The organism is Burkholderia sp. Ax-1720 (genome assembly GCF_011753035.1).
Taxonomy (GTDB): domain Bacteria; phylum Pseudomonadota; class Gammaproteobacteria; order Burkholderiales; family Burkholderiaceae; genus Burkholderia; species Burkholderia gladioli.
Map to the genome: position 1 here is coordinate 1 of NZ_VWWK01000127.1, position 21637 is coordinate 21637.

A 21637-nucleotide genomic window follows, 5' to 3' on the forward strand; every position below is an offset into this window, starting at 1 on the left:
CGGCGCGGGGCGGCCCTTCCTGTCCGGCGCGGCCGCGGCGCTGTCCGTCGCGCTGGTGCGCGCCCTGCGCGCCGAGCTGCAGAAACGCGCCGGGCGCCTGGTCGCGTCGCCCGAGCACGGCTACAACCCGCATGTCCCGCTGCGCCAGGGCGGCAGCCGCCGCGAGCCGGTGGTGATGATCCCCGGCGCCGGCTCGGCGGTCACCGCCTTCATGCCGTTCTGCAACGCGCTCGACGAGCAATGGGACCTGCACGGCCTGCAGCCGCGCGGCTTCGACGGCGTGCTGGTGCCGCATGCCAGCGTCGAGGCGGCCGCGCGCACCTATCTCGCGCAGATCGACCTGCTGAGCGCCGAGCACGGCGCGCCGGTACACCTGATCGGCCATTCCTTCGGCGGCTGGATCGCCTTCGACCTGGCCTGCCGCCTGCAGGCGCGCGGCACGCCGCCCGCCTCGCTGACCGTGATCGATTCCGAGGCGCCCGAGGCGGGCCTCAGGCTGGGCCGCGCCTATACCTTCACCGAGGTCACCTGGGCGCTGGTGCGCGCGCTCGAGCACGGCAGCGCCAGGAGCATGGGCATCGAACGCGCGGCCTACTTCGGCGCCGAGCGCCGCGAGCAATGGGAGATGCTGCACCGGGGCATGCTCGCGCTGCGCCTGGTGCATCGCCAGTCGCGGCCGAGCGACACCTACGGGCTGGTGCGCACCTACGCCACCGCGATGCGCACCGTGTACCGGCCGCCCGCGCGCTACACGGGCCCGGCCACCCTGGTGCTGGCCGCCGACGAGGTCGAGTCGAACCAGGGCGCTCACCAGGGCTGGCAGCGCGTCGCGCCGCTGATCGAGGAGCGGCGCGGCGACGGCAACCACTACACCATGCTGCAGGCGCCGCACGTCGCGTCGCTGGCGCGCTGGTGGCAGGACCGCGCCTGACGATTCCCCGCCCCGCCAATGACGAAACGGCCGCCCCAGGGCGGCCGTTTCGCGCCGGGCACCGCGTGCCTCAGGGCGCCATCTGCTTGTCGCGCTCGAACTCCATGTAGAGGATGGTGCGGATGCTCGGCGAGGCGTTCAGCGCGAAGTGATCGAGCGAGCCGTCGAACACGATCGCATTGCCGATGCGGTTCTGGTTGAAGTGGCCGGCCACGTTCAGGTAGGCGTAGTCGCGCTCGGTGGCCGCGTCGATCGTGATATGCAGTTGCAGCATGTCCTGGTCGTGCAGCTCGGGATGCCGATGGGTGTTGAGGAACACGTTCGGGCCCATGCGCTGCAGCGCGCAGATCTTGATGCCCTCGATGCGCTTGAGCAGGGCCAGGGTCTTCGGCATCCTGGCCTCGGCGAACGAGATCGGCTCGTCGTAGGCGACCAGGCCATACGCGGTCCAGTCCGGGTTGGGCGCCTCGCCCTCGCCCCAGCCCATCAGCCAGCCGTACTCGCCGCCGCCGTTGACGTGCTCGAGCGTCTCGGCATACACCTCGACGTGCGACTTGCCCACGCGATCGATGTCGAGCGTCGGGGCGTTCAGCTTGAGGAACTCGTCGCGGATGATCTCCCATTGCGCGGCCAGCTCGTTCAGGCGCGGGAACTGCTCGAGCGGGTAGAAGGCGGGACGCGGCGTCGATTCGGGAACGTGCTGGCAGAAGCTCGCGGACTGGTCTTGAAGAATGGTTTCCATCGGCTGGACAGGTATCGGCGCCGCGCGCTGCGCGGCTGGGGACGGATACGACGACGGGCCGGCGCATCGGGCGCGGCCCCGCGTCTGCGGAAGTGACACGGCAGAGCCATTGAAGCACCGCCGGCGCCGCGCGTCTGTCGCGTCTTCCACGGACATCGGCGCGCGCGGCGCGAGGCTAGCCTTCGGCCCTCGCCGCGCTCTCGATCGCGATCGCCGGCACGCCGTCGGGCACCAGCGAGTCGAGCCGGCGCATGCGCGCCGAGGCCAGTGTGACGAGGCACCAGAGGGCACCGGCCACGCCGCTGATCACGAACAGCAGGGCCACGCCGCGCCCCTTGCCGACGCCCAGCCAGTCGCCCACCGCGGTACCCGCCAGCGAGCCGCCGGCGGACAGGGCCGGGTCCAGCACGTGATCGACCAGCAGGCCGCCGCCCAGCAGGGTCAGGGAGGCGGCCGCGAGCAGGAACATCGCCACCAGGGAGAACACGCTGCCGTGATAGCGCGGCGGCACCTTGCTCATCCACATCGCCTTCACGCAGCCCTCGGCGACTGAGCCCGAGGCCAGCGCGGTGAACGCGAACACGCAGTAGCCGAGCGTCGAGTTGGCCGCGCCGATGCCGAACACGCTGGAGGCCATCAGCGCGTCGAAGCAGAGCACCGTCAGCATCATGCGGCGCGGCGTGCCGATCACCACGATCAGCAGGCCGCCGGCCAGGCCGCCGAGCGCGCCGCAGGTATAGATCCAGCCGAGCTGCTGCTGCGTGTGGCCGGCCAGCACCAGCGGCGTGATCATCGCGGTGGCCAGCGCGAACAGCGAGCTGCGCATCATCGCGTAGGCGAGCAGCCAGGACATCAGGCGGTCGCCGCGGAAGAACGCCAGGCCGGCGCGCAGGTTGCGGAACACGTCGGCGGCCACCGAGACGCCGGCCTCGGCGCCGCTCGCGTCGGCGGCCGGGCCGCCCGCGTGCGCCGCCACATGCGCCGCCGCATTCGCCGTTGCCTCGGCGGCCGGCCCCCGCGCCGTGCGCCGCAGCGAGCGCAACACCAGCAGCGCGCCGAGCACGAAGGCCGCGAACGACACCACGATCACCCCGTCGAGGCCGACCGCGCCCATCAGCAGGCCGGCCGCGAGCGGCGCGAACATGGTCGCCAGGCTCGCGCCGAGGCCGGTCAGGCCGGAGGCGCGCACGTAGCCGTCGGGCGGCACGATCGCCGCGACCACCGCCTGGTAGGCGGGCTGGCGCACCGCCGCGATGATCGAGGCGATGCAGTTGAACAGGTACAGGTGGACCAGTTGCAGCTGGTCGCTCCAGAGCAGCCAGCCAAGCAGGGCCAGGATCAGCGAGAGCAGCACGTCCGAGCCGACGATCAGGTACTTGCGGTCGAGGCGGTCGGCCAGCGCGCCGGCCAGCGGCAGGATCAGCACCGGCGGCCAGGTCACCGCCAGCACCGCGCCGGCGAAATCGGCCACCGAACCGCTATGCGAATAGATCCAAATGCCCAGCGCGAACTCGACCAGCGAGCCGCTGCACATCGACAGCGATTCGCCGGCCAGCAGCAGGTAGAAGCGCTGCCCGAGATGGAGCCGCAAGCCGCTCAGGAAGCCGCTCATCGGCGGTTCCCCGCACGCGGCGCGGCGCGGCCGGACGAATTCCGGAGGAGGATCTGGCGGCTCATGGGGATCGCGTTCGCTGTCAGGAGTGTCGCGCGGCGACGGGCCGGCGGCGGCCGGTGCGCATGCCGGATGCGGCCGGGCAGGCCGCGCCGGGGCGTGCGCCGTGCCGAAGAGCCGGTCGACGCCAGGACGATTGGAGCATGGGGCACGGCGCCCGTCTGTCCCGGAAATGCGGGGACGAGGCGGGCCGCGCGAAGCGGCATCGGCGGAGCGGCGCGGCTCGGCGACACGCTCCGGGTCGGGCGAGCGACGGAAAGAGCGGGAAAGTGCGGGAAAGGCGGGAAAGACGGGAAACGGAAAGCCGGGCAAGCGCGGCGGCGAGCGCCGCCGCCGCGAGCCGGCGTGGCGGGGCCGTGCCTCGCGCTCCCCCTCGGTGCGCGAGCCCGGCCCCGCAGCGCGGCTCAGATCACCAGCAGCAGCCCGGCGAACACCGCATAGAAGCCGCCGACGCAGGTCAGCAGGCGGCTGCTGACGCGGCGCGCGCGGAACACGAACTGCAGGAACACGATCGCGATGGCCGTCATCACGGCCGCGAGGATCGACGGCGAGGCGAGATGCCAGGGCGTGAAGAACAGCCCGAACGCGGTCGGGATGGTGGCCTGGATCATCATCGCGCCGCTGATGTTGGCCAGCGCCAGGCGTTCCTTGCCCTGCCGCACCCAGATCACCGCGTTCATGATCTCGGGCAGCTCGGTGGCGATCGGGCTGAACAGCAGCGCCGTGAGCTGCGGGCTCAGGCCGAGCCAGGGGCCGACCGCCTCGATCTGGCCGACGAACAGGTGCGAGGCGGCGAAGATCACCACCAGCGCGCCCACCGTCTGCAGGACCACCCAGCCCATCGCCGGATTGTCGGAGCGCGGACGCAGCATCAAGGGCTCGAGATCGCCGTGTTCGCTGCCGTCGCCGTCGGCCGTCAGCTCGCGCCAGCAATACAGCGCGTAGGCCGCCAGGAAGGCGATGCCGAGCAGCGGCTTGTACTGGAACACCACCAGGCCGAGGCCGATCTTGGCCACGAAGATGGCCAGGAACCAGAGCTGGTCGCGGCGCAGTTGCGCGGTGTTGGCATCCACCTCGGGCGCGCGGCCGAGCTTCCTGGCCACCGCCAGCAGCGCGAAGCCGACCACCGCGTAGGCCACCGTGCTCAGCGCCAGCGGGCCGCCGATCGCGGCGCCCACGCCGATTTCCTTGTGCGCCGGGGTGGTGCCGAAGGCCACCGCGACCAGGGTGACCACGCTCTCGGGCAGGGCCGTGCCGAACGCGGCGAGGATCGTGCCGGTGGCGGTCTGCGTCAGGTTCAGCTTCTGGCCGAGCCATTCCACGCCGTTGACGAAGGTTTCGCAGGAAAAATAGATGATGCCGGCCGCGGCGATCAGGAGAACGAAGGTGAGGATCATCGCGGCGACTCCGCGATGGCGAGACGGGTACGGCAGGAGGGATTGAGGGACACTTTTATTATCTCCACGGGCCGGGCGACGCAACCATGACGCAACCCTCCCGCCCGGCCAGGGTGGAGGGAAACGTCATAAGTCTCGTCAGGCCGTGGACAACAACGGCTGCCGACGCCATGGCCATGCTGGCCAAATATGTTGACGTCGGCGCTTCGCCGGGGAGGCGAAGCAGACTACTCCCCTAAGACAGGCGCTATTCTAGCCGAACATTGTGACAACACCAATTTTCGGGCCGTCGTGGCACGCCGCCGCCGGAGCCCGCGCGCATGATGCCGGCGCCGCGCGGCCCGCGCCATGCCCTGGGCGTCATCGCCGTGATGACGGATCCGCATGGGTCGCCGCGCGCCAGCCGTGGCGCGGCTCGCCCGGCCGAAGCCGCCTTTCGCGCGCCCGACGCGCCTCGCGGGCACGGGCATCGCCGTGCTATCGTCGCCGGCAGCCGATCGCGGCAGGTCGCGCAGGATCGGCAAGCCCCCCATCAACGAGCACGGAAGCCTGAATGCCGGGATTCGACGAACGCGTACTGAACGGCATGAGCATCTTCGTGGCCGTGGTGGAAGCCGGCAGCTTCGCCGCCGCGGCCGAGCGGCTCGACATGTCGCAACCGGGCGTGAGCCGCGCGATCGCGCGGCTCGAAACGCGGCTCGAGATCCGCCTGTTCGATCGCAGCACGCGCGCCGTGTCGCTGACCGACGAGGGCCGGCGCTTCCACCGGCAGATCACGCCGCTGCTCTCCGGGCTGGAGGAAGCGGCCGCCACCGCCTCGGGCAGCGCCACCGTGGTGCGCGGCCGGCTGCGCGTGAACATCGATCCGTTCTTCTCGCGGCTGATGCTCGGGCCGCGCCTCGAGGCCTTCCTCAATCAGCATCCCGAACTACGGCTCGAGCTGGTCACGCGCGACCAGCTCGGCGACCTGGTGGCAGACGGCTTCGATCTCGCGGTGCGCTTCGGCGTGCCGCGCGAATCGGCGATGCGCGCGCGCAAGCTGCTCGACACGCGCATCCTCACGGTCGCCTCGCCCGACTACCTGGCGCGCCACGGCCGCCCGCTCAAGCCTCAGGAGCTCGGCGACGGCAGGCACGTCTGCATCGACTTCCGCGATCCCGAGAGCGGCCGGCCGTTTCCCTGGGAATTCCATCGCAAGCGCGAGCGCATCGTGGTCGAAACGCAGGCGCGGCTGGTGGTCAACGATGTCGGCACCATGCTGAGCGCCTGCGCGGCCGGCTACGGCGTGGCCCAGGTGATGGCGCTCGGCTCCGAGGCGCTGCTGGCCGAGGGCCGGCTGGTGGAGCTGTTTCCCGATTGGCCCGACGAACGCTTCCCGCTCCATGCGCTCTACCTGAGCGCCAATCACCCGCCCGCGAAGACGCGCGCCTTCCTCGACTTCGTGGTGTCGCTGACCGACGCGGGCACGGGCGGCGCGGCGCCGCTCGTGCCGCCCGCCAGATCCTCGCGCAAGCCGCGCGCGAAGGCTTGAAGGCTTGAAGCGCGGGCCCGCAATCCGCGCGCTGCCCCCCGCCGGGCGCGATGACGGCAACGCCGCCGCCCCGCTTCACGCCACCGGCAAGGCCACCCCCGACAGGCGTTCGCATTCGGCCAGCAGGCGCTCCTGCAAGGCCACCTCGCGCGTGGCCGGATCGGGCTGGCGCGGCTTCATGTGGAAGAAATACCGGGCGCTGACCCGCGCGCCCTCGTCCTCGCCCACCGCGAGCCAGGCCTGGGTGCGATGCGCCTGGTCGAGATCGTCGGGCGCGCCGGGCCCGCCCATGCGGGTGGGCACCCAGCCCGGCTCCAGCGCGTTCGACAGCACGCCGGGCCAGCGCCGCGCCACCGCGAAGGCCAGCAGCACGTCGTAGAGCTTGCTTTCCGAATAGGCATCGGCACCGTTCCAGCGCCGCCGCGTCCAGGCCAGGTCGTCGAGCGCCGCCGCGGTGCCGCGATGCATGCCCGAGCTCAGATAAACGAGGCGCCGCGGGCGATGCATCAAGGCGGTCAGCACGTAGGGCGCCAGCACGTTGATCGCGAACACGTGCGGCAGGCCATCCGCGGTCTCGATGCGGCGCTCGCGATAACCGACGCCGACGTTGTGGATCACCGCATCGAACTGCCCCAGCCGGTTCGCCTGCTCCGCCACCTCGCGCATCGCGTCGAGCGTCGAGAGATCGCCGCTGACGATCGCCTCGGCGCCCGGCAGGCGGCGCCGCGCCTGGTCGGCACGTTCGGCGTTGCGCGCATGCAGCACAACGCGATGGCCGCCCTGCGCCAGCAGTTGCCCGGCCATCAGCCCGAGCCCGTCGGTCGATCCGGTGATGAAGATCCTTGCCATGTGTCCTCCGCTTGCTTGAATGTCGGGAAATGCCGGAGCCGGCGCGCTATCGTTCCGTGCCGTGCCCGCGCCGAAGCCCCGGTTGAATTCACCGGTGAGCGGCGCAGCGGCCATGTCGAACAGCATGTGATGCCGATTGTGGCGAGGCCAGCCGCGCCGGGCAATGCCGCGCGCGGCATCGCATCGATTCGGGGCCGGCATTGATGCCGTCGCCGCATCGATGCGATGAGACGACGTGCCTGTTTCCACCGGGCCGGCCTGGAGACAATTCTTCCTGTCGAGCGACAAGCTTTCTTGTCCTGACTATCATGGGAGTCTCATCATGCAATCTCGTTGGTCCATCCTGCTGCTCGCGGCCAGCCTCGCCGCGCCGCTCGCCGCGCAGGCGCAATCCACCGTCACGCGCGCCCAGGTGCGCGAGGAACTGGTCCGGCTCGAAAGCATCGGCTACCGGCCGGCGCGCAACGACGTCCACTACCCGGATTCGATCCAGGCCGCCGAGGCGAAGCTGAACGCGAGCCAGGCCGCCGCCGGCATCGGCACGCAGCCCGCGGCGCGCGGCGAAGCCGGCAGCGCGCGGGCGCCGGTGGCCGGCGAACCGCTCTACGCGCATCATTGATGCACGCCCGCCGTTCGCGCTGGAAGCTTGCAGGGCCGATCGCAGGATCGGCCCTGTTTCGTTGCGCCGGCATCATTACGCCGACACAAAGTACGAGGCCCTCGCCGCTTGCGCGGCGAGGGCCTCGTCGACACACCCGGCTTCGGGCGGCGTGCCGCTCAGCGCGCCACCAGCCCCTTCAGCACGGTTTCCAGCGTGGTCGGGGCCACGCGATGCTCGCTGCCCTCGCGCTCGAAATCGATCCAGCCTTCGTTGAAGCCGTCGATCATGCGGATGCGCGGCATCGGATACTGCATGCCCTGCGAGCGGAACAACGCATCCCAGGTATCGCGCGGCACCGGCGCCATCGTCACCGGATGGCCGAGCGCCGCCGCGAAGGCCGCGCCGATGTCGTTCGCGCTGTAGCGGCGCGGGCCCTCCAGCTCGACCACGCGCGTGCCGGTCCAGTCCTCGCGCAGCATGGCCGCGGCGGTGCGGCCGATGTCCACCGTGGCGACCATCGGGATCGGATGATCGAGCGGCTGCAGGAAGGACGGGATCGTGCCGCTCCGTGCAGCCTCGACGTCCCAGGCCGCGTTCTCCATGAACCAGGCGGCGCGCAGCAGGCCGACCGGCACCTCGAGCGTGCGCAGCATGGTCTCGGTCATGCGTGAGTTGTTCAGCAGGTTGGGCTCGGCCACCTGCGCGCCGACCGTCGACAGGAACACCACGCGGCCCGGCCGCGCCGTCTCGATCGCATGGCGGATCGATTCGCAGTTCTCCACCGTCTCGGGAAAGCCCGGCGCCGGATCGTAGTTCGGCGGCGTCATGAAGAACACGCCCGCGGTGCCGGCGAAGGCCCGGGCCAGCGCCTGGGCGTCGCCGATTTCGGCGACCGCCACCTCGCAGCCGAGCGCGGCCCAGGGCGCGCCCCGGGCCGCGTCGCGCACCACCGCGCGCACCGGCAGGCCGGCGGCCAGCAGCGTTCGCGCGACTTCTCCCCCGACCTTGCCGGTAATACCTGTCACTGCATACATCGTCCTGTCCTCCGGATCACTGAATATTGGGTTCGCCACCGCGATCGAGCCGGCCCGCCTGGGCGGCGCGGGTTCGATGCGACTGCTCGCAGCGTAAGCCGCGCGGGCGTCGCGACGAATGGCCGGGAAGTCAGGACATCGATGACGTTTCGTCATGAGTCGCCACGCCACGAGCGTTCGGGACGCGTACAATCGCGCTCTGAACAGACAGGCCGGCCACGCCCGGCCGCAAGGAGTGCTCGATGGCGACGACACGCGCAAGACCCGAATTCGCGTCCGCCTGGTGGTGGGTGGCGCTGTATGTGCTGAGCGGCTACCTGTCGTATCGGCTCGGGGCCGTCGACGACTCGATCGACTACATCTGGCTGCCGACCGGCGTGACGGTCGGCGCCTTCATGCTGCGCCCGGTACGCGACTGGCCCCTGCTCGGCGGCCTGTTCCTGCTGGCGCAATGGCTGCTGGGCGGCTTCGAGCTGGGCCGCTGGCTCGATGCCCTGCTGTATGCCGTCGACGACGTCGGCGCAGCCGCCCTGGCCGTGTGGCTGATCCAGCGCACCGGTTTCGCGCTCGAGGGCCTGTATTTCCTGCGTTCGGTGATCTTCGCGGGGCTGCTGGCCGGAGCGGTGGCGGCGCTCGGCGACGCGGCCTGGCTGAGCCTGCGCGGCGGCCATGCCACGCTGGGCGCGGTGGCGATCGGCGCGGCCTCGAGCTTCGTCGGGGTGCTGCTGGTCACGCCGGTGCTGGCTTCCTGGTCGCGCTTTCGCGCCCATCGCTCGGGCGACCACGAGCGCTTCGATCTCTGGCTCGGCATCGCCTGCTTCGTGCTGATGGTGGCGAGCGCGGCGCTGGTCTTCAGCGAATCGGCGGCGCGCATCGAGGACATCGGCATCCTGTTCTCGCTGACCTACATCCCGCTGTTCCTGACCGTGGTCGTGACCATCCTGCTGGGCGGGCGCAGCGGCTCGGTGTCGATGCTGGTCCTGGCGCTGATCGCGATCGGCCTGACCGCGCAGGACGACGGGCCGTTCGCCTGGCTCGACGACCATCACGGCCGCTCGCTGCTGGAAGTGCAGTTCTATCTGGCGATCGCCTCGCTGCTGGTGCTCACCGTCAGCACGCTGAAGACCAACCGCGAGCGCGTGCACGAACAGGCCGCGCGCCAGCAGAACAACGTGGCGCTGGCGCTGGCCGGCGCCGGCCAGCTCGCCTACGTGCTCGACCCGCAATCGGGGCAGCTCGAATGGACCGGCGAGCTCGGCAGCGTGTTCGGCGCGGGCATCGCCGCCGGGCAGGTGGCGAGCCTGCCGCTGCTGCTCGAGCGCCTGCATCCCGACGATCGCGCGGCCCTGCGAGAGAGCTGGTCGGCCGAGCAGGCGCAGGACACGCGCGCGCCCTTGCGGCTGCGCGTGATCCAGCCCGACGGCGGCACGCTGGCGATCGTCGATCACGGCAGCGCGCTGCGCGATGCGGCCGCCGAGGTGGCGGTGTTCGCCGGCGTCTGGCTGCTCGGGGATCGCGCGAACTAGGCGCGGCCATCATGAACGATCGCACCGGCGTTCTGCTGATCCACGGGCTGGGCGGCACGCGTCACGATCTCGGCTCGATGCACAAGGCGATCCGGCGCGCCGGCGGCGACGCGCACATGATCACCCTGCCCGGCCACGGCACGCGCCCCGAGGATCTCGCCGAGGTGCGCGCGGAAGCCTGGCTCGACGCGGTGGTCGAGCAGTATCGGCAGCTCGAGGGGGAATACGACACGCTGCACGTGGCCGGCATGTGCATGGGCGCGCTGGTCGCCCTGCTGCTCTGCCATCGCGTCGGGCACGCGCGCGGGCGGCTGGCGCTGCTGGCCGCGCCGGTGTTCATCGACGGCTGGTCGACGCCCTGGTATCGCCCGCTGCGACACCTGATCTATCGCCTGCCGCAACTGGCCCGGCGCATGCGCGTGGAGGAAGGCGAACCGTTCGGCATCAAGAATCCGCTGGTGCGCGCGATCGTAAAGAAGAAATTCGAGCGCCAGGACAATTTCCACTATCCCTGGGTGCCGCTGTCCTGCGTCGGGCAGGTCGATCGCATGCGCGCCTGGGTGCAGGCGGCCGCGCCCGAGACGCGCTGCCCGACCCTGGTGGTGCACGCGCGCGAGGACGAGCTGACCAGCCTGCGCTCGCAGTCCTTCCTGCAGGACACGCTGCCCGATGCGCGCAGCGTGGTGCTCGAGGACAGCTACCACATGATCTGCGCCGACAACGAACGCGACGAGGTGGCCCGGCAGTTGCTGGCCTTCTTCGGCTTCGATCCGGTACATGCGGTGAGCCCGGCCATGGCGCGCCGCATGGGCCGCGGCAGCGGGGATGGCGACCCGGGCAACGCAGGCAATTCAGCCGATCCAGCCGATTCGGGTGACGAGGCGGGCTGAAGCGCGCCGGGCCGTGTGGGCCGCTTCCCTCGACAAGGGCCCGTCACCGCCCCGTTCTAACTCGACGGCGGCGGTTCCGCATCGGGCTGCCGCGCAGGCTCCGCGCGCGCGAAGGCCGGCAGCGCGGCAGCACGCTCGTCAAGCCCGACCAGGGTCGGGTAGTCGTCGAGCGCGATCGCGAAACGCCTGGCATTCCAGATCTGCGGCACCAGGCACAGATCCGCCAGGCCCGGCGTGTCGCCGAACACGAAGCGCCCCACGCGCGGCTCGGCCGCCAGGCGCCGTTCGAGCGCGGCGAAGCCATTGCCGATCCAGTGCGCGTACCAGGCGCTCTTCTGCTCGTCGCTCACGCCGAGCCTCGATTTCAAATAGCCGAGCACGCGCAGGTTGTTGAGCGGATGGATCTCGCAGGCGATCTGCTGCGCCACCGAGCGCACATAGGCGCGATCGGCCGCCGCGGTCGGCAACAGCGGCGGCTCGGGGTAGCACTCGTCGAGATACTCGACGATCGCCAGCGACTGGAGCAGCGGCGGCGCATCGCCATCCACCAGCGCCGGCACCAGGCCGTCGGGATGGATCCGGCGATAGGCCTCGCCCAGTTGCTCGCCGCCGCCGCGCAGCAGGTGCACGGGCAGTTGCGCGTAGTCGAGCCCCTTCAGGTTCAGCGCGATGCGCACGCGATACGAGGCCGAGCTGCGGAAATACCCATGAAGCGCGAGCGCGGACATGGCCTCACTCCCCACCGAAGTCATGCGCCGGCGCCGGCAGGATGGTGCCCGTGCAGGTGCCGAAACCCACGCGATAACCGTCGCCCTGGCAATGCCCGGCGAGCGTCAGCGTATCGCCGTCCTCGATGAAGGCGCGCGTGCCGCCGCCCGCCAGCGCGATCGGCGCCTTGCCGCCCCAGCTCAGCTCCAGCAGGCTGCCGTAGCCGTGCTGGTCGGGTGCGCTGATGGTGCCCGAGCCCATCAGGTCGCCCACCCGCGTATTGCAGCCCGACACGGTGTGATGCGCGAGCTGCTGCGCCATGCTCCAGTACATGTGCCGGAAGTTGCTGCGCGAGATCACGCTCGGCTCGGCCGCGCCCTCGGGCTGCAGCCGCACCTCGAGCCGGATGTCGAAGCCGTGTTCGCCGGCATGCCGCAGGTAGGGCAGCGGCAACGGCTCCTGCCTCGGCTGCGCGACGCGGAACGGCGCCAGCGCGTCGAGCGTGACGATCCACGGCGAGATGGTGGTGGCGAAGGTCTTGGCATTGAACGGCCCGAGCGGCACGTATTCCCATTGCTGGATGTCGCGCGCGCTCCAGTCGTTGAGCAGCACCATGCCGAAGATATGCTGCTCGGCCGTCTCGCAGGGAATCGGCTCGCCGAGCGCGTTGCCGCGGCCGACGATGAAGCCGGTCTCCAACTCGATGTCGAGCCGGCGGCTGGCGCCGAACACCGGCCGCTCCTGGTCGGGCAGCTTCAACTGGCCGAGCGGGCGGCGCACCGGCGTGCCGCTCACCACCACCGAGGACGCGCGGCCGTTGTAGCCGATCGGCATCTCGGACCAGTTCGGCAGCAGCGCATGCTTCGGATCGCGAAACATCGAGCCGACGTTGGTCGCGTGCTCCTTCGAGGAATAGAAATCGGTGTAGCCGGGAATCTCGACCGGCAGGTGCAGCGTCGCGCCGGCTTGCGGCACCAGCACGCGTTCGCGCAGCGCCGCGTCCTCGCGCAGCCGCGCGTTGCCCTGCGCGAACAGCGCGCTCAACTGCACCCGCACCGCGCGCCAGGCGTCCCGGCCCAGCGCGATGAAGCCGTTCAGGGTGCTGGCCTCGAACAGCGCGCGCGCATCGGCGCCCGGCACCGCGAGCAGGCCCGCCTCGGCCAGCGCCGCGAGGTCGACGATCGCGTCGCCGAGCGCCACGCCGGCGCGCGGCGCGCGCGCGTCGCCGAAGATACCGAACGGCAGGTTCTGGATCGGGAAATCGCAATCGGCCTGGTTGGCCGAATCGAGCCAGCTGCGCAGCGTGGCGGCCAGCGTGGCGTCGAGATCGGTGACGGTCATCGTTGCTCCGGGTTGAAGTGCCTGGCGAGGTCCTGCCAGCAGCGGTAGTAGTCGGCCTGCAGTTGCGAGGTCTCCAGCGCGAAGCGCGTCGGCCGGATCAGGGTGCGCGTCTCGAACATGAAGGCCATGGTGTCGCCGACCTTGTGCGGGCGCGAGGTATCGGCCGCCGAGGCCTTCTCGAAGGTGCCCGCGTCGGGCCCGTGCCCGGACATGCAGTTGTGCAGGCTCGCGCCGCCCGGCACGAAGCCCTCGGCCTTGGCGTCGTAGGCGCCATGGATCAGGCCCATGAATTCGCTGGCCACGTTGCGGTGGAACCAGGGCGGCCGGAAGGTCGACTCGGCCGCCAGCCAGCGCGGCGGGAAGATCACGAAGTCGAGCGTGTCGACGCCCGGCGTGTCGCTGGGCGCCTGCAGCACCAGGAAGATCGAGGGATCGGGATGGTCGTAGCTGATCGAGCCGATGGTGTTGAAGCGGCGCAGGTCGTAGCGATACGGCGCGTAGTTGCCGTGCCAGGCCACCACGTCGAGCGGCGAGTGGCCGATCGCGGCGCGCCAGAGCCGGCCGTTGAGCTTGGCGACCAGCTCGAAATCGCCCTCGCGGTCCTCGTAGGCCGCGTGCGGCGTCTCGAAGTCGCGCGGGTTGGCCAGGCCGTTCGAGCCGATCGGGCCGAGGTCGGGCAGTTGCAGCGCCTGGCCGAAGTTCTCGCAGACGTAACCGCGCGCCTCGCCGTCGGGCAGCGCCACCGTGAAGCGCACGCCGCGCGGGATCACCGCGATCTGCTGCGGCTCGACGTCGAGGCGGCCCAGCTCGGTGGCGATGAACAGGCGCCCCTGCTGCGGCACGATCAGCAGCTCGCCGTCGGCGCTGTAGAAGAAGCGCTCGCGCATCGAGCGATTGGCCGCGTAGAGATGGATCGCGCAGCCGTTCATCGCGGCGGCCGAGCCGTTGCCGGCCATGGTCACCCAGCCGTCGACGAAATCGGTCGGCTCGGCCGGGATCGGCAGCGGGTCCCAGCGCAACTGGTTCGGCGGCGTGGGCGGCACCTCGGCCGACTCGGCCCCGAACTCGGCCACCAGCGCGAGCGGGCGCGGCAGCGGCTCGAACGGCCGGTGCACGGCGGCCGGGCGGATCCGGTACAGCCAGGAGCGGCGGTTGTGCGCGCGCGGCGCGGTAAAGGCGGTGCCGCTCAACTGCTCGGCGTACAGGCCGTAAGGCGCGCGCTGCGGCGAGTTCTGCGCGGCGGGCAAGGCGCCCGGCAGCGCCTCGCTCGCGAAGTGATTCGCGAAGCCGGGCTGGTAGCCGGTCTCGCCCGGTCGGCTCAGGTCGAAGGTCATGGATGCGCTCCAGTCGGTCCGGGCAGGCTTCGTCGCCCGGTCTATCTCGGAAATTTTTTACGCATTGTATAACTCGTTTCCCATACGTGAAATTGCGTTTACCCTAAGACGCGGCGGCGCGCGAACGAGCACCGGCCTGCCGGGGCGGCAAACCGGGGAAACAGGAGGAAGGAAGAAACAGCGGGCGGCGCGGCAGGAACCGGCACGAACGCGGCGACGCCGGCCCGGGGCGGCGCCCGGCCGGCTCGCCTCACGCGGAAGGCTTGGAAAAAACGGCCGTTCAGGCCGCCTCGAACATCCCGAGGTACTGATACCCGCCCGTGCCGGCGCGATCGAGTTCGCTGATCGCGCCGACCTGCCCCAGCACCTCGACGGTCGGCTGGCGGTTCGACACCAGCGTCCAGGAGCCGGCAGGCGGGGCCGCCGCCTCGGGCCCGGACGGCAGCGCCCGCAGCACCTCGAGCAGGCGCGCCGGCTCCGGCGCGACGATCAGGAAACCCTCGTTCGACACCGAGGCATGCGCGATGCCGAGCGCCGCGCAGATCGCCTGCTTGGCCGGCACCGCCTGCTCGTGCGCGACGCGGCTGCGCTCGGCGGCCTCGCGCGTGACGGCATCGACGATCACGCCGCCCGTGATCAGCGGCGTGGCTGCCTGCCATGCCTCGGGCGGGCAGCCCTTGTTGGCGGGAGCGAGCGGGATGAAGGGATTGATCTCGGCCGGGTAGACGCGGCACACCATCGGCCGGATCTCGTAGGCGCCGCAGCGCATGTCCTCGAGCAGGTTCGGGCAGGGGCCGCTGAACGAGGCCGCCAGCGTCACGTCGACGCGAATCGGCAGCGAGCCGCTGTCGGCGGCGAAGCTGCGGCGCCGCTTGTACTCGGCGAAGGCGTTGCCGGGCTCGGGTTCGGTCGGCCAGGGCACGGCCTCGCAGAGCACGTCGACGCGGCCGCCGCGCTCGAGCCAGCCCAGCGCCTCGGCGGGCGTGACGGGCAGGCGCAGGTCGTGGCAGCAGTTGCCGCACGACGTGCATTGGAACGCAATATCGCTCACTGGGGAACCTCGATCGTCTTGGCGGCGGCGGCTCCGGGCAGGGAGCGCGCGGCCGCTGGAAAGCCCCGCTCGGCCGGACGCGGAACGATTCCACGGCCGGCAGGCGGGCGACGAACTATAGCGAGTTTCGGCGTCCTGCGCGCGGGCTCGTGCGAGGCGGGACGGCAGTGGCGCCCGGCGGGCCGGGGCGATCGAGAGGCAGTCGGGGGACAGTCAGGAGACAGGCGCGGCGGGCCGGCCGCCGCGCCCCGGGGTGGAGATGAGGCGCGGCGAGGGTCGCTCAGCTCACTTCGCTGACATCGTGCCGGGCCAGGGCCAAGGCCTGCGCCGGCTGCGAGGCGTGCTGCGCATGCGTGACGTGCGCCAGGTGCTGCACCGGCTGGACCAGCGGCAGCGGCGAGGGCAAGGGCGAGGGCAGCGGGCCCAGCGCCTGCGGCGCGCGCGGCGCAGGCGCATCGAGCATGATCTGCGCGGCCGGCGTCTCGGCGCGGTTCGAGCGGCTCGACGGCGATTCGATGAACACGCGCGACCAGTCGATCCGCTCGGCCATGTGCAGCTGCTTCATCAGCACCGCGTGAATCTGCTCCCAGGCGCCCGCCTGCTGCCAGTCGCGCAGGCGGCGCCAGCAGCTCATGCCCGAGCCATAGCCGAGCTCCTGCGGCAACTGCCCCCAGGGGATGCCCGATTCGAGCACGAACAGGATCCCCGCCATCACGGAACGGTCGTCCAGCGGCTTGCGGCCCGGGTAGCGCGTGCGGCGCGGCTTGGCCGGCGGCAGCAGGGGCTGGATCATGGACCACAGCGTGTCGTCGAGCATCGGTGTCGTATCGGCAGTCATCTCAACCTCGTCTTCATAGGACGGCGCGGCGGGACTGACCGGCGTCGTCGTTTTATTAGCCCTGAATCGGTGTCGGACAGCCGCCTGGATTCACAATCGACTCGACCGAATACCGCTTTCACAGGACCTATTAAAACGATCCGTCATGCCGTTGTCTGTCCTGTAATTCCGGTCCAGACGGAAGATCGCCGCGCCGTGACCCGCGGCGCATGAAGTTGCGCCGCAGCAATCCGATCCCGCGCCGAACGCCTGACGGCCATGTCGGGCTTGCCGATGACGCGTTCCGGGAACGTCTTTTGCGATGCAGCATGCTCGATGCCCGGGCCTCCTCCTTCCCAACACGCCGACTAGCCGGTTGTCCCCCTTCCTCGCGCCTTGCCGCCCTTCCGAGCGCCCCGGCCGGTACCCGCGGCAGCTTCGCGGCGGCCCAGGCCTCGATCCCGCGCCGCCCGCCGCCCTGCCCTGGCGCCCCCGCCGCGCGGCTTCGCGAGGCGAACCGACGCCCGCCGCCCATGCCGGCGCCCCGCGCCCCTGTGCGAAAATGCCCGCATCCCAGCCTGGAGTGCTCATGGCAGCCCCGATCCCCACCGTTTCAGACACGAACGGCGCCGATTGCGCGCGAGAACCCATCCATATCCCCGGCGGCATCCAGCCGCACGGATTCCTGCTATCGATCGACGCCGAAGGCACGGTCCTGCAGGCCAGCGAAAACGCCGTCGAGCTGGTCGGCGGCGCGCCCGAGGCGCTGCCCGGCCTGCCGCTGGCGCGCTTCGTCGGCGAGAGCTGGGCGGCCACCATCGTGGCCGCGCTGCGCGAGCACGACACCAACGGCCTGCCGCTCTACCTCGGCTCGATGGACGATCCGCGCCGCGACGCAACGCGCAAGTCGCCGTTCGCGATCGTGGTGCACCGCCACGACGACATCGCGATCGTCGAATTCGAGCCGGCGCGCGGCACCATCGACGTGTTCTCGTCGATGTACCCGCTGGTGCGCACCTTCATCAACCGCCTGCAGGAAGTGCAGACCACCGCCGACCTGGCCGAGCTGGCCGCCGACGAGGTGCACCGGATCGCCGGCTTCGGCCGCACCCTGGTCTACAACTTCGACGACGACGGCAACGGCCACGTGATCGCCGAGCGTATCGAGCCCGGCTACGCCTCCTACGCGGACCAGCACTTCCCGGCTTCCGACATCCCCGCCCAGGCGCGCGCGCTCTACGTGCGCAACCGGATCCGCCTGATCGCCGACGCCGACTACCGGCCGGTGCCGCTCACGCCGTCGCGGCATCCCTCGACGCAGCGCCCCACCGACCTGACCTACGCCTCGCTGCGCAGCATCTCGCCGGTGCACGTGCAGTACATGAAGAACATGGGCACGCTGGCCTCGATGTCGATGTCGATCGTGGTGGGCGGCAAGCTCTGGGGGCTGATCTCCTGCCACCACGACACGGCGCGCGTGCCGCCCTTCGAGGTGCGCACCGCCTGCGAGCACATCGCCCAGGTGCTGTCGCTGCAGATCGAGGCCAAGGAGGATCACGCCGACGCGGCGCTGCGCCTGGACCTGCGCCACCTGCTCGCGCGCCTGCTGGCCTCGATGGCCGATACCGAGCACTTCGTCGACACGCTGGCGGCCGACCCGCGCGACCTGCTGCGCCTGACCCATGCCGCGGGCGCGGCGATCGTGTTCGAGGGCCGCGTGGTGCTGGCCGGCGTCACGCCGCCCGAGCCGCAGGTGGCCCAGCTGGTGAAGTGGCTGGACACCCAGGTCGACGAGGTGTTCTGGACCGACAACCTGGCGCGCGACGTGCCGGTGGTGGAGGCCAGCCCCGACTGCGCGGGTGCGCTGGCGGTGTCGATCTCGCGGCTGTTCCGCAACTACATCGTCTGGTTCCGGCCCGAGGTGGTGAAGACCATCAAGTGGGCGGGCGACCCGCGCGAGAAGCTCGCGCCGCTGGCCGACTCGCTCTCGCCGCGCAAGAGCTTCGAGGTCTGGACCGACATCGTGCGCGGCTACTCGCCGCCGTGGCGGCCGGCCGAGCGCGAGATCGCGCTGGAATTCCGCGCCGCCCTGCTCGGCATCGTGCTGCGCCGCGCCGAGGAGCTGGCCGAGCTGGCGCTCGAGCTGGGCCGCGCCAACCAGGAGCTGGAAGGCTTCTCCTACACGGTCTCGCACGACCTGCGCGCGCCGCTGCGCCATATCGTCGGCTTCGCCGACCTGCTGCGCGAGATGGAGATGCCGAACCTGTCCGAGCGCGGGCGCCACTTCGTCGAGCGCATCGTCAACTCGGCGCGCGTGGGCGGCAAGCTGGTGGACGACCTGCTGGCCTTCTCGCGCATGGGCCGCTCGGCGCTGCGCCCGCAGAAGATCGAGCTGAACGCAATGGTCCAGGCGCTGATCGCCGACGAGAGCAAGGAGCTCGGCGAGCGCCGCATCGAATGGCGCGTCGACGAGCTCGGCGCGGTGATGGCCGACCCGGTCCTGATCCACCTGGTACTGCGTAACTTGGTCGAGAACGCTGTAAAATTCTCCGCCTCCCGGCCCGTGGCGCACATCGAGATCGGACGCCGCGACGGCCAGCGCGAGTTGGCCGGCCAGGACCTGTTCTTCGTGCGCGACGACGGCGTGGGCTTTGACATGCGCTACGTCGACAAATTGTTCGGCGTGTTCCAGCGGCTCCATCACGTCGAGGAATTCGACGGCACAGGCATCGGTCTTGCTTCAGTAAAACGGATCGTCGAGCGGCACGGCGGAAAAGTCTGGGCCGAAGGCGAGCTCGATCGCGGCGCGACGATCTGGTTTACGCTGCCGCGCGTGTTCGCCGGCGCGGCGGTGGAACGCGAGGAAAGCGCGAACAGCGCGGCGGCCCGGCTGGAAGCGCTGGCACCGGGGCGCGGTTCGCGCTCGGTGCCCAAGCAGGCCAAATGAGCCGCCGCATTCGTGTGGCACCCGGCGGCGACGAAAGAACCGGTAATCAAGCAATGGAGCGAGTGTGTTAAGACCGATCCTTCTGGTGGAAGACAATCCTGACGACATCGAACTGACGCTGATCGCGCTCGAGAAGACGCGCCTGGCGAATCCGGTGGTGTCGGTGCGGGACGGCGAGGAGGCGCTCGACTTCCTGCGCCGCGAAGGCAAGTGGGCGGAGCGCGCGGACCAGAATCCGGCGGTGATCCTGCTCGACAAGAAGCTGCCGAAGATCGACGGCCACGAAGTGCTCAAGAGCGTGCGCGCCGACGAGAGCCTGCGCACTATCCCGGTGGTGATGCTGACCTCCTCGCGCGAGGAGAAGGACCTGCTGCGCAGCTACGATCTCGGCGTCAACGCCTATGTCGTGAAGCCGGTCGCGTTCGACGATTTCATGGCCGCGATCAACGATCTCGGCATGTTCTGGGCGGTGCTGAACGAACCGCCGCCCTACCAGCGCTGAGCCCGGGGCATCGCGCCCCGGCCCTCTCGGCCCGCGTGGCCATCTCTCGCCGCGCCCTCAGCGATAGACCGGCAGGCGCACCCGGAAGGTCGCGCCGCGGCCCGGGCCCTCGCTCTCGGCGACGATCTCGCCGCCCTGCCGCTCCATCAGGTTCCTCGCCAGCCACAGCCCCAGGCCGAGCCCCGCCACGCGCCCCTCGCCATCGGCGGCCGATTGCTGGAAACGCTCGAACACGCGTTCCAGCATGCTCGGGTCGATGCCGCGCCCGGTATCGCACACCACCAGCTCGACCTGCTCGCCGGCCGTCTCGATCGATACCTCGATGCTGCCCTGCGGCGTGAACTTCACCGCGTTCGACAGCAGGTTCCAGACGATCTGCTTGATGCGATGCTCGTCGGCCATCACCGGCGCCGGGCGCAGGCGCTCGGCGATCAGCGCCAGGCCCTTGGCCTCGGCGATCACCCGCATGTCCTCGATCACGATGCCGGCCAGCGCGCCCAGGTCGACCGGCCGCGGCAGCACCGAGAGCTTGCCGGTGACGATCGCGCCGCTGTCGAGCAGGTCGTCCACCATGTGGGCGAGCTGGCGCCCGTTGCGGTTGATCACCTCGCCGGCGCGCGTGACCAGGGCCGGCTCGGGCGAGCGGCGCATCAGCTCGCACCAGCTCAGGATCGCGTTGAGCGGCGAGCGCAGCTCGTGGCTGACGGTGGCGATGAAGTGGTCCATCGCGGTGGCCAGGCGCTCGCTTTCCTCGCGCGCGCGCTTCTCGGCGGCGGCGGTGGCCTGCGTCTCGAGCTCGGACTGCTTGCGCGCGGTGATGTCGAGCGTGAAGCCGAGCACGCTGCTGAGCACGCCGCTGGCGTGATAGCGGCCCACCCCGCGCACCAGGATCCAGCGCGCCGTGCCGTCCTGCCAGCCGACCCGGAAATCGACCTCGAACTGGCCGCGCGCGTCCAGCGCCTGCTCCATCGCCTCGCGCAGCCGCGCGCGATCGCCGGGATGGACGATATCGCCGAACCAGCGCTCGCGCGTGAGCGCCTCGTCGACCGCCAGGCCGAGGTTGGTGCGGCACTGGTCGGTGCAGTCGATGCGGCCGCTATGCGGATCGAGCTGCCAGGCGCCGACCTGCGAGAAGGCCATCGCGATCTCGAACTGCTCCTGCTGCTCGCGCAACTGGGCGCGCGCCTCGTCGGCCACCACCTGGCGCAATTGCGCCTGCGAACGCAGCTTGGCGCGCTCGCGCTGGTCGCGTTCGTATTCGGCCACGTGGTCGGTGGCCTCGCTGACCAGGATCGCGATCGCGCCGGCCAGCGTCGGATCGGCCGACTCGAGCGGGGTGGTCTTGATGCGCCAGTAGCGCGGCATCGACGCGAGCGCGCCGTCGTCGCGCGCCACCGGCATCTCGTAGCGGAACACCGGCGACCAGGCCGACTCGCGGCGCAAGGGCCCGCGCAGCGCCTCGTCGAGCCATTCGCGGCGCGCCTCGCGCTGGGCCGGCGTGCCGAACTGGTTGATGTCCTGCACGCGGATGCCGAGCACCGCCTCGGGCGGCACGTCGAGCAGTTCCAGGTAGCGGCGGTTGGCCAGCAGCACCTCGTGCCGCGCGTTGACGATCAGGTAGGCATCGGGCAGGCAGTCGAAGGCGGCGGCGGCCGCGCGCATCGCCTCGGAGGCGGCGTCGCTCGCGCGCGCGACCGGCGAGCCGGCGCGCGGCGCGGAAGGATCGAGGCGGAAATCGTCCATGACGGGCGGCGCGCCTCAGCC

Annotated in this window: 17 protein-coding genes, 1 pseudogene and 1 riboswitch; of the genes and pseudogenes, 7 read left to right on the forward strand and 11 right to left on the reverse strand. The window is 70.8% G+C overall.

Features of this window, described 5'->3' with window-relative positions; translation table 11 throughout:
- Positions 1 to 931 (forward strand): alpha/beta fold hydrolase (locus F3J18_RS26535; RefSeq protein ID WP_166915101.1); only part of this gene is annotated, 931 nt, incomplete at its 5' end.
- A gap of 70 nt (positions 932 to 1001) precedes the next feature.
- Here F3J18_RS26535 and F3J18_RS26540 read toward each other — a convergent pair.
- The 3 genes from F3J18_RS26540 to F3J18_RS26550 all read right to left on the reverse strand — a co-directional run bounded on the left by F3J18_RS26540 (position 1002) and on the right by F3J18_RS26550 (position 4742).
- Complete coding sequence (locus F3J18_RS26540) at positions 1002 to 1673, reverse strand: aspartyl/asparaginyl beta-hydroxylase domain-containing protein (protein ID WP_025101936.1); 672 nt, start codon at positions 1671 to 1673, stop codon at positions 1002 to 1004.
- A 175-nt stretch (positions 1674 to 1848) separates the two neighbouring features.
- Complete coding sequence (locus tag F3J18_RS26545; RefSeq protein WP_166915103.1) at positions 1849 to 3285, reverse strand: MFS transporter; 1437 nt, start codon at positions 3283 to 3285, stop codon at positions 1849 to 1851.
- Between the two features lie 464 nt (positions 3286 to 3749).
- Positions 3750 to 4742, reverse strand: coding sequence for a sodium:calcium antiporter (locus F3J18_RS26550; RefSeq protein ID WP_166915105.1), 993 nt, complete (start codon positions 4740 to 4742; stop codon positions 3750 to 3752).
- Between the two features lie 67 nt (positions 4743 to 4809).
- A riboswitch (yybP-ykoY riboswitch) is annotated at positions 4810 to 4990 on the reverse strand.
- Between the two features lie 305 nt (positions 4991 to 5295).
- On the opposite strand from F3J18_RS26550, the gene F3J18_RS26555 reads away from it, so the two are divergent.
- Complete coding sequence (locus F3J18_RS26555; RefSeq protein ID WP_013691201.1) at positions 5296 to 6273, forward strand: LysR family transcriptional regulator; 978 nt, start codon at positions 5296 to 5298, stop codon at positions 6271 to 6273.
- Between the two features lie 75 nt (positions 6274 to 6348).
- On the opposite strand, the gene F3J18_RS26560 is transcribed toward F3J18_RS26555, so the two are convergent.
- Entirely contained in the window at positions 6349 to 7122 is a 774-nt protein-coding gene (locus tag F3J18_RS26560; protein WP_166915107.1) for an SDR family NAD(P)-dependent oxidoreductase, read from the reverse strand.
- 322 nt (positions 7123 to 7444) lie between these two features.
- Between F3J18_RS26560 and F3J18_RS26565 the strand changes: the two genes are divergently transcribed.
- Positions 7445 to 7741, forward strand: coding sequence for a DUF4148 domain-containing protein (locus F3J18_RS26565; protein WP_166915109.1), 297 nt, complete (start codon positions 7445 to 7447; stop codon positions 7739 to 7741).
- 158 nt (positions 7742 to 7899) lie between these two features.
- On the opposite strand, the gene F3J18_RS26570 is transcribed toward F3J18_RS26565, so the two are convergent.
- Positions 7900 to 8757: an NmrA family NAD(P)-binding protein gene (locus tag F3J18_RS26570; protein WP_166915118.1), complete on the reverse strand. Its 858-nt coding sequence runs from the start codon at positions 8755 to 8757 to the stop codon at positions 7900 to 7902.
- A 242-nt stretch (positions 8758 to 8999) separates the two neighbouring features.
- On the opposite strand from F3J18_RS26570, the gene F3J18_RS26575 reads away from it, so the two are divergent.
- Both F3J18_RS26575 and F3J18_RS26580 read left to right on the forward strand, forming a co-directional pair.
- On the forward strand, positions 9000 to 10283 hold the full coding sequence (locus tag F3J18_RS26575) for an MASE1 domain-containing protein (RefSeq protein ID WP_166915120.1): 1284 nt from the start codon (positions 9000 to 9002) through the stop codon (positions 10281 to 10283).
- Between the two features lie 11 nt (positions 10284 to 10294).
- Positions 10295 to 11173: an alpha/beta fold hydrolase gene (locus F3J18_RS26580; RefSeq protein WP_166915121.1), complete on the forward strand. Its 879-nt coding sequence runs from the start codon at positions 10295 to 10297 to the stop codon at positions 11171 to 11173.
- Between the two features lie 56 nt (positions 11174 to 11229).
- On the opposite strand, the gene maiA is transcribed toward F3J18_RS26580, so the two are convergent.
- The 5 genes and pseudogenes from maiA to F3J18_RS38295 all read right to left on the reverse strand — a co-directional run.
- Positions 11230 to 11901, reverse strand: coding sequence for a maleylacetoacetate isomerase (maiA, locus tag F3J18_RS26585; protein ID WP_166915123.1), 672 nt, complete (start codon positions 11899 to 11901; stop codon positions 11230 to 11232).
- Between the two features lie 4 nt (positions 11902 to 11905).
- The gene (gene fahA / locus F3J18_RS26590) at positions 11906 to 13222 is read right to left on the reverse strand and encodes a fumarylacetoacetase (RefSeq protein WP_166915125.1); all 1317 of its coding nucleotides are present in this window, start codon (positions 13220 to 13222) and stop codon (positions 11906 to 11908) included.
- Positions 13219 to 14556, reverse strand: coding sequence for a homogentisate 1,2-dioxygenase (gene hmgA, locus F3J18_RS26595; RefSeq protein ID WP_025097774.1), 1338 nt, complete (start codon positions 14554 to 14556; stop codon positions 13219 to 13221). The genes fahA and hmgA overlap by 4 nt, the downstream gene beginning before the upstream one ends.
- 280 nt (positions 14557 to 14836) lie before the next feature.
- Entirely contained in the window at positions 14837 to 15607 is a 771-nt protein-coding gene (locus F3J18_RS26600; RefSeq protein ID WP_025097775.1) for a YkgJ family cysteine cluster protein, read from the reverse strand.
- Between the two features lie 553 nt (positions 15608 to 16160).
- A pseudogene (locus F3J18_RS38295) lies at positions 16161 to 16424 on the reverse strand (transposase); the annotation flags it as partial.
- Between the two features lie 589 nt (positions 16425 to 17013).
- Between F3J18_RS38295 and F3J18_RS26610 the strand changes: the two are divergent.
- Positions 17014 to 19371: an ATP-binding protein gene (locus F3J18_RS26610; protein WP_166915127.1), complete on the forward strand. Its 2358-nt coding sequence runs from the start codon at positions 17014 to 17016 to the stop codon at positions 19369 to 19371.
- Positions 19372 to 19435: 64 nt separating this feature from the next.
- Positions 19436 to 19873: a response regulator gene (locus F3J18_RS26615; protein ID WP_025097778.1), complete on the forward strand. Its 438-nt coding sequence runs from the start codon at positions 19436 to 19438 to the stop codon at positions 19871 to 19873.
- 57 nt (positions 19874 to 19930) lie between these two features.
- Here F3J18_RS26615 and F3J18_RS26620 read toward each other — a convergent pair whose 3' ends face one another.
- Positions 19931 to 21616: an ATP-binding protein gene (locus tag F3J18_RS26620; RefSeq protein ID WP_205194258.1), complete on the reverse strand. Its 1686-nt coding sequence runs from the start codon at positions 21614 to 21616 to the stop codon at positions 19931 to 19933.
- Between the last annotated feature and the right edge of the window lie 21 nt (positions 21617 to 21637).

Bases quoted from the DNA above. Each gene is read 5' to 3' on its own strand.
- F3J18_RS26540 (WP_025101936.1), bottom strand. From the start codon at position 1,673: ATGGAAACCATTCTTCAAGACCAGTCCGCGAGCTTCTGCCAGCACGTT.
- F3J18_RS26545 (WP_166915103.1), bottom strand. From the start codon at position 3,285: ATGAGCGGCTTCCTGAGCGGCTTGCGGCTCCATCTCGGGCAGCGCTTC.
- F3J18_RS26550 (WP_166915105.1), bottom strand. From the start codon at position 4,742: ATGATCCTCACCTTCGTTCTCCTGATCGCCGCGGCCGGCATCATCTAT.
- F3J18_RS26555 (WP_013691201.1), top strand. From the start codon at position 5,296: ATGCCGGGATTCGACGAACGCGTACTGAACGGCATGAGCATCTTCGTG.
- F3J18_RS26560 (WP_166915107.1), bottom strand. From the start codon at position 7,122: ATGGCAAGGATCTTCATCACCGGATCGACCGACGGGCTCGGGCTGATG.
- F3J18_RS26565 (WP_166915109.1), top strand. From the start codon at position 7,445: ATGCAATCTCGTTGGTCCATCCTGCTGCTCGCGGCCAGCCTCGCCGCG.
- F3J18_RS26570 (WP_166915118.1), bottom strand. From the start codon at position 8,757: ATGTATGCAGTGACAGGTATTACCGGCAAGGTCGGGGGAGAAGTCGCG.
- F3J18_RS26575 (WP_166915120.1), top strand. From the start codon at position 9,000: ATGGCGACGACACGCGCAAGACCCGAATTCGCGTCCGCCTGGTGGTGG.
- F3J18_RS26580 (WP_166915121.1), top strand. From the start codon at position 10,295: ATGAACGATCGCACCGGCGTTCTGCTGATCCACGGGCTGGGCGGCACG.
- maiA (WP_166915123.1), bottom strand. From the start codon at position 11,901: ATGTCCGCGCTCGCGCTTCATGGGTATTTCCGCAGCTCGGCCTCGTAT.
- fahA (WP_166915125.1), bottom strand. From the start codon at position 13,222: ATGACCGTCACCGATCTCGACGCCACGCTGGCCGCCACGCTGCGCAGC.
- hmgA (WP_025097774.1), bottom strand. From the start codon at position 14,556: ATGACCTTCGACCTGAGCCGACCGGGCGAGACCGGCTACCAGCCCGGC.
- F3J18_RS26610 (WP_166915127.1), top strand. From the start codon at position 17,014: ATGGCAGCCCCGATCCCCACCGTTTCAGACACGAACGGCGCCGATTGC.
- F3J18_RS26620 (WP_205194258.1), bottom strand. From the start codon at position 21,616: ATGGACGATTTCCGCCTCGATCCTTCCGCGCCGCGCGCCGGCTCGCCG.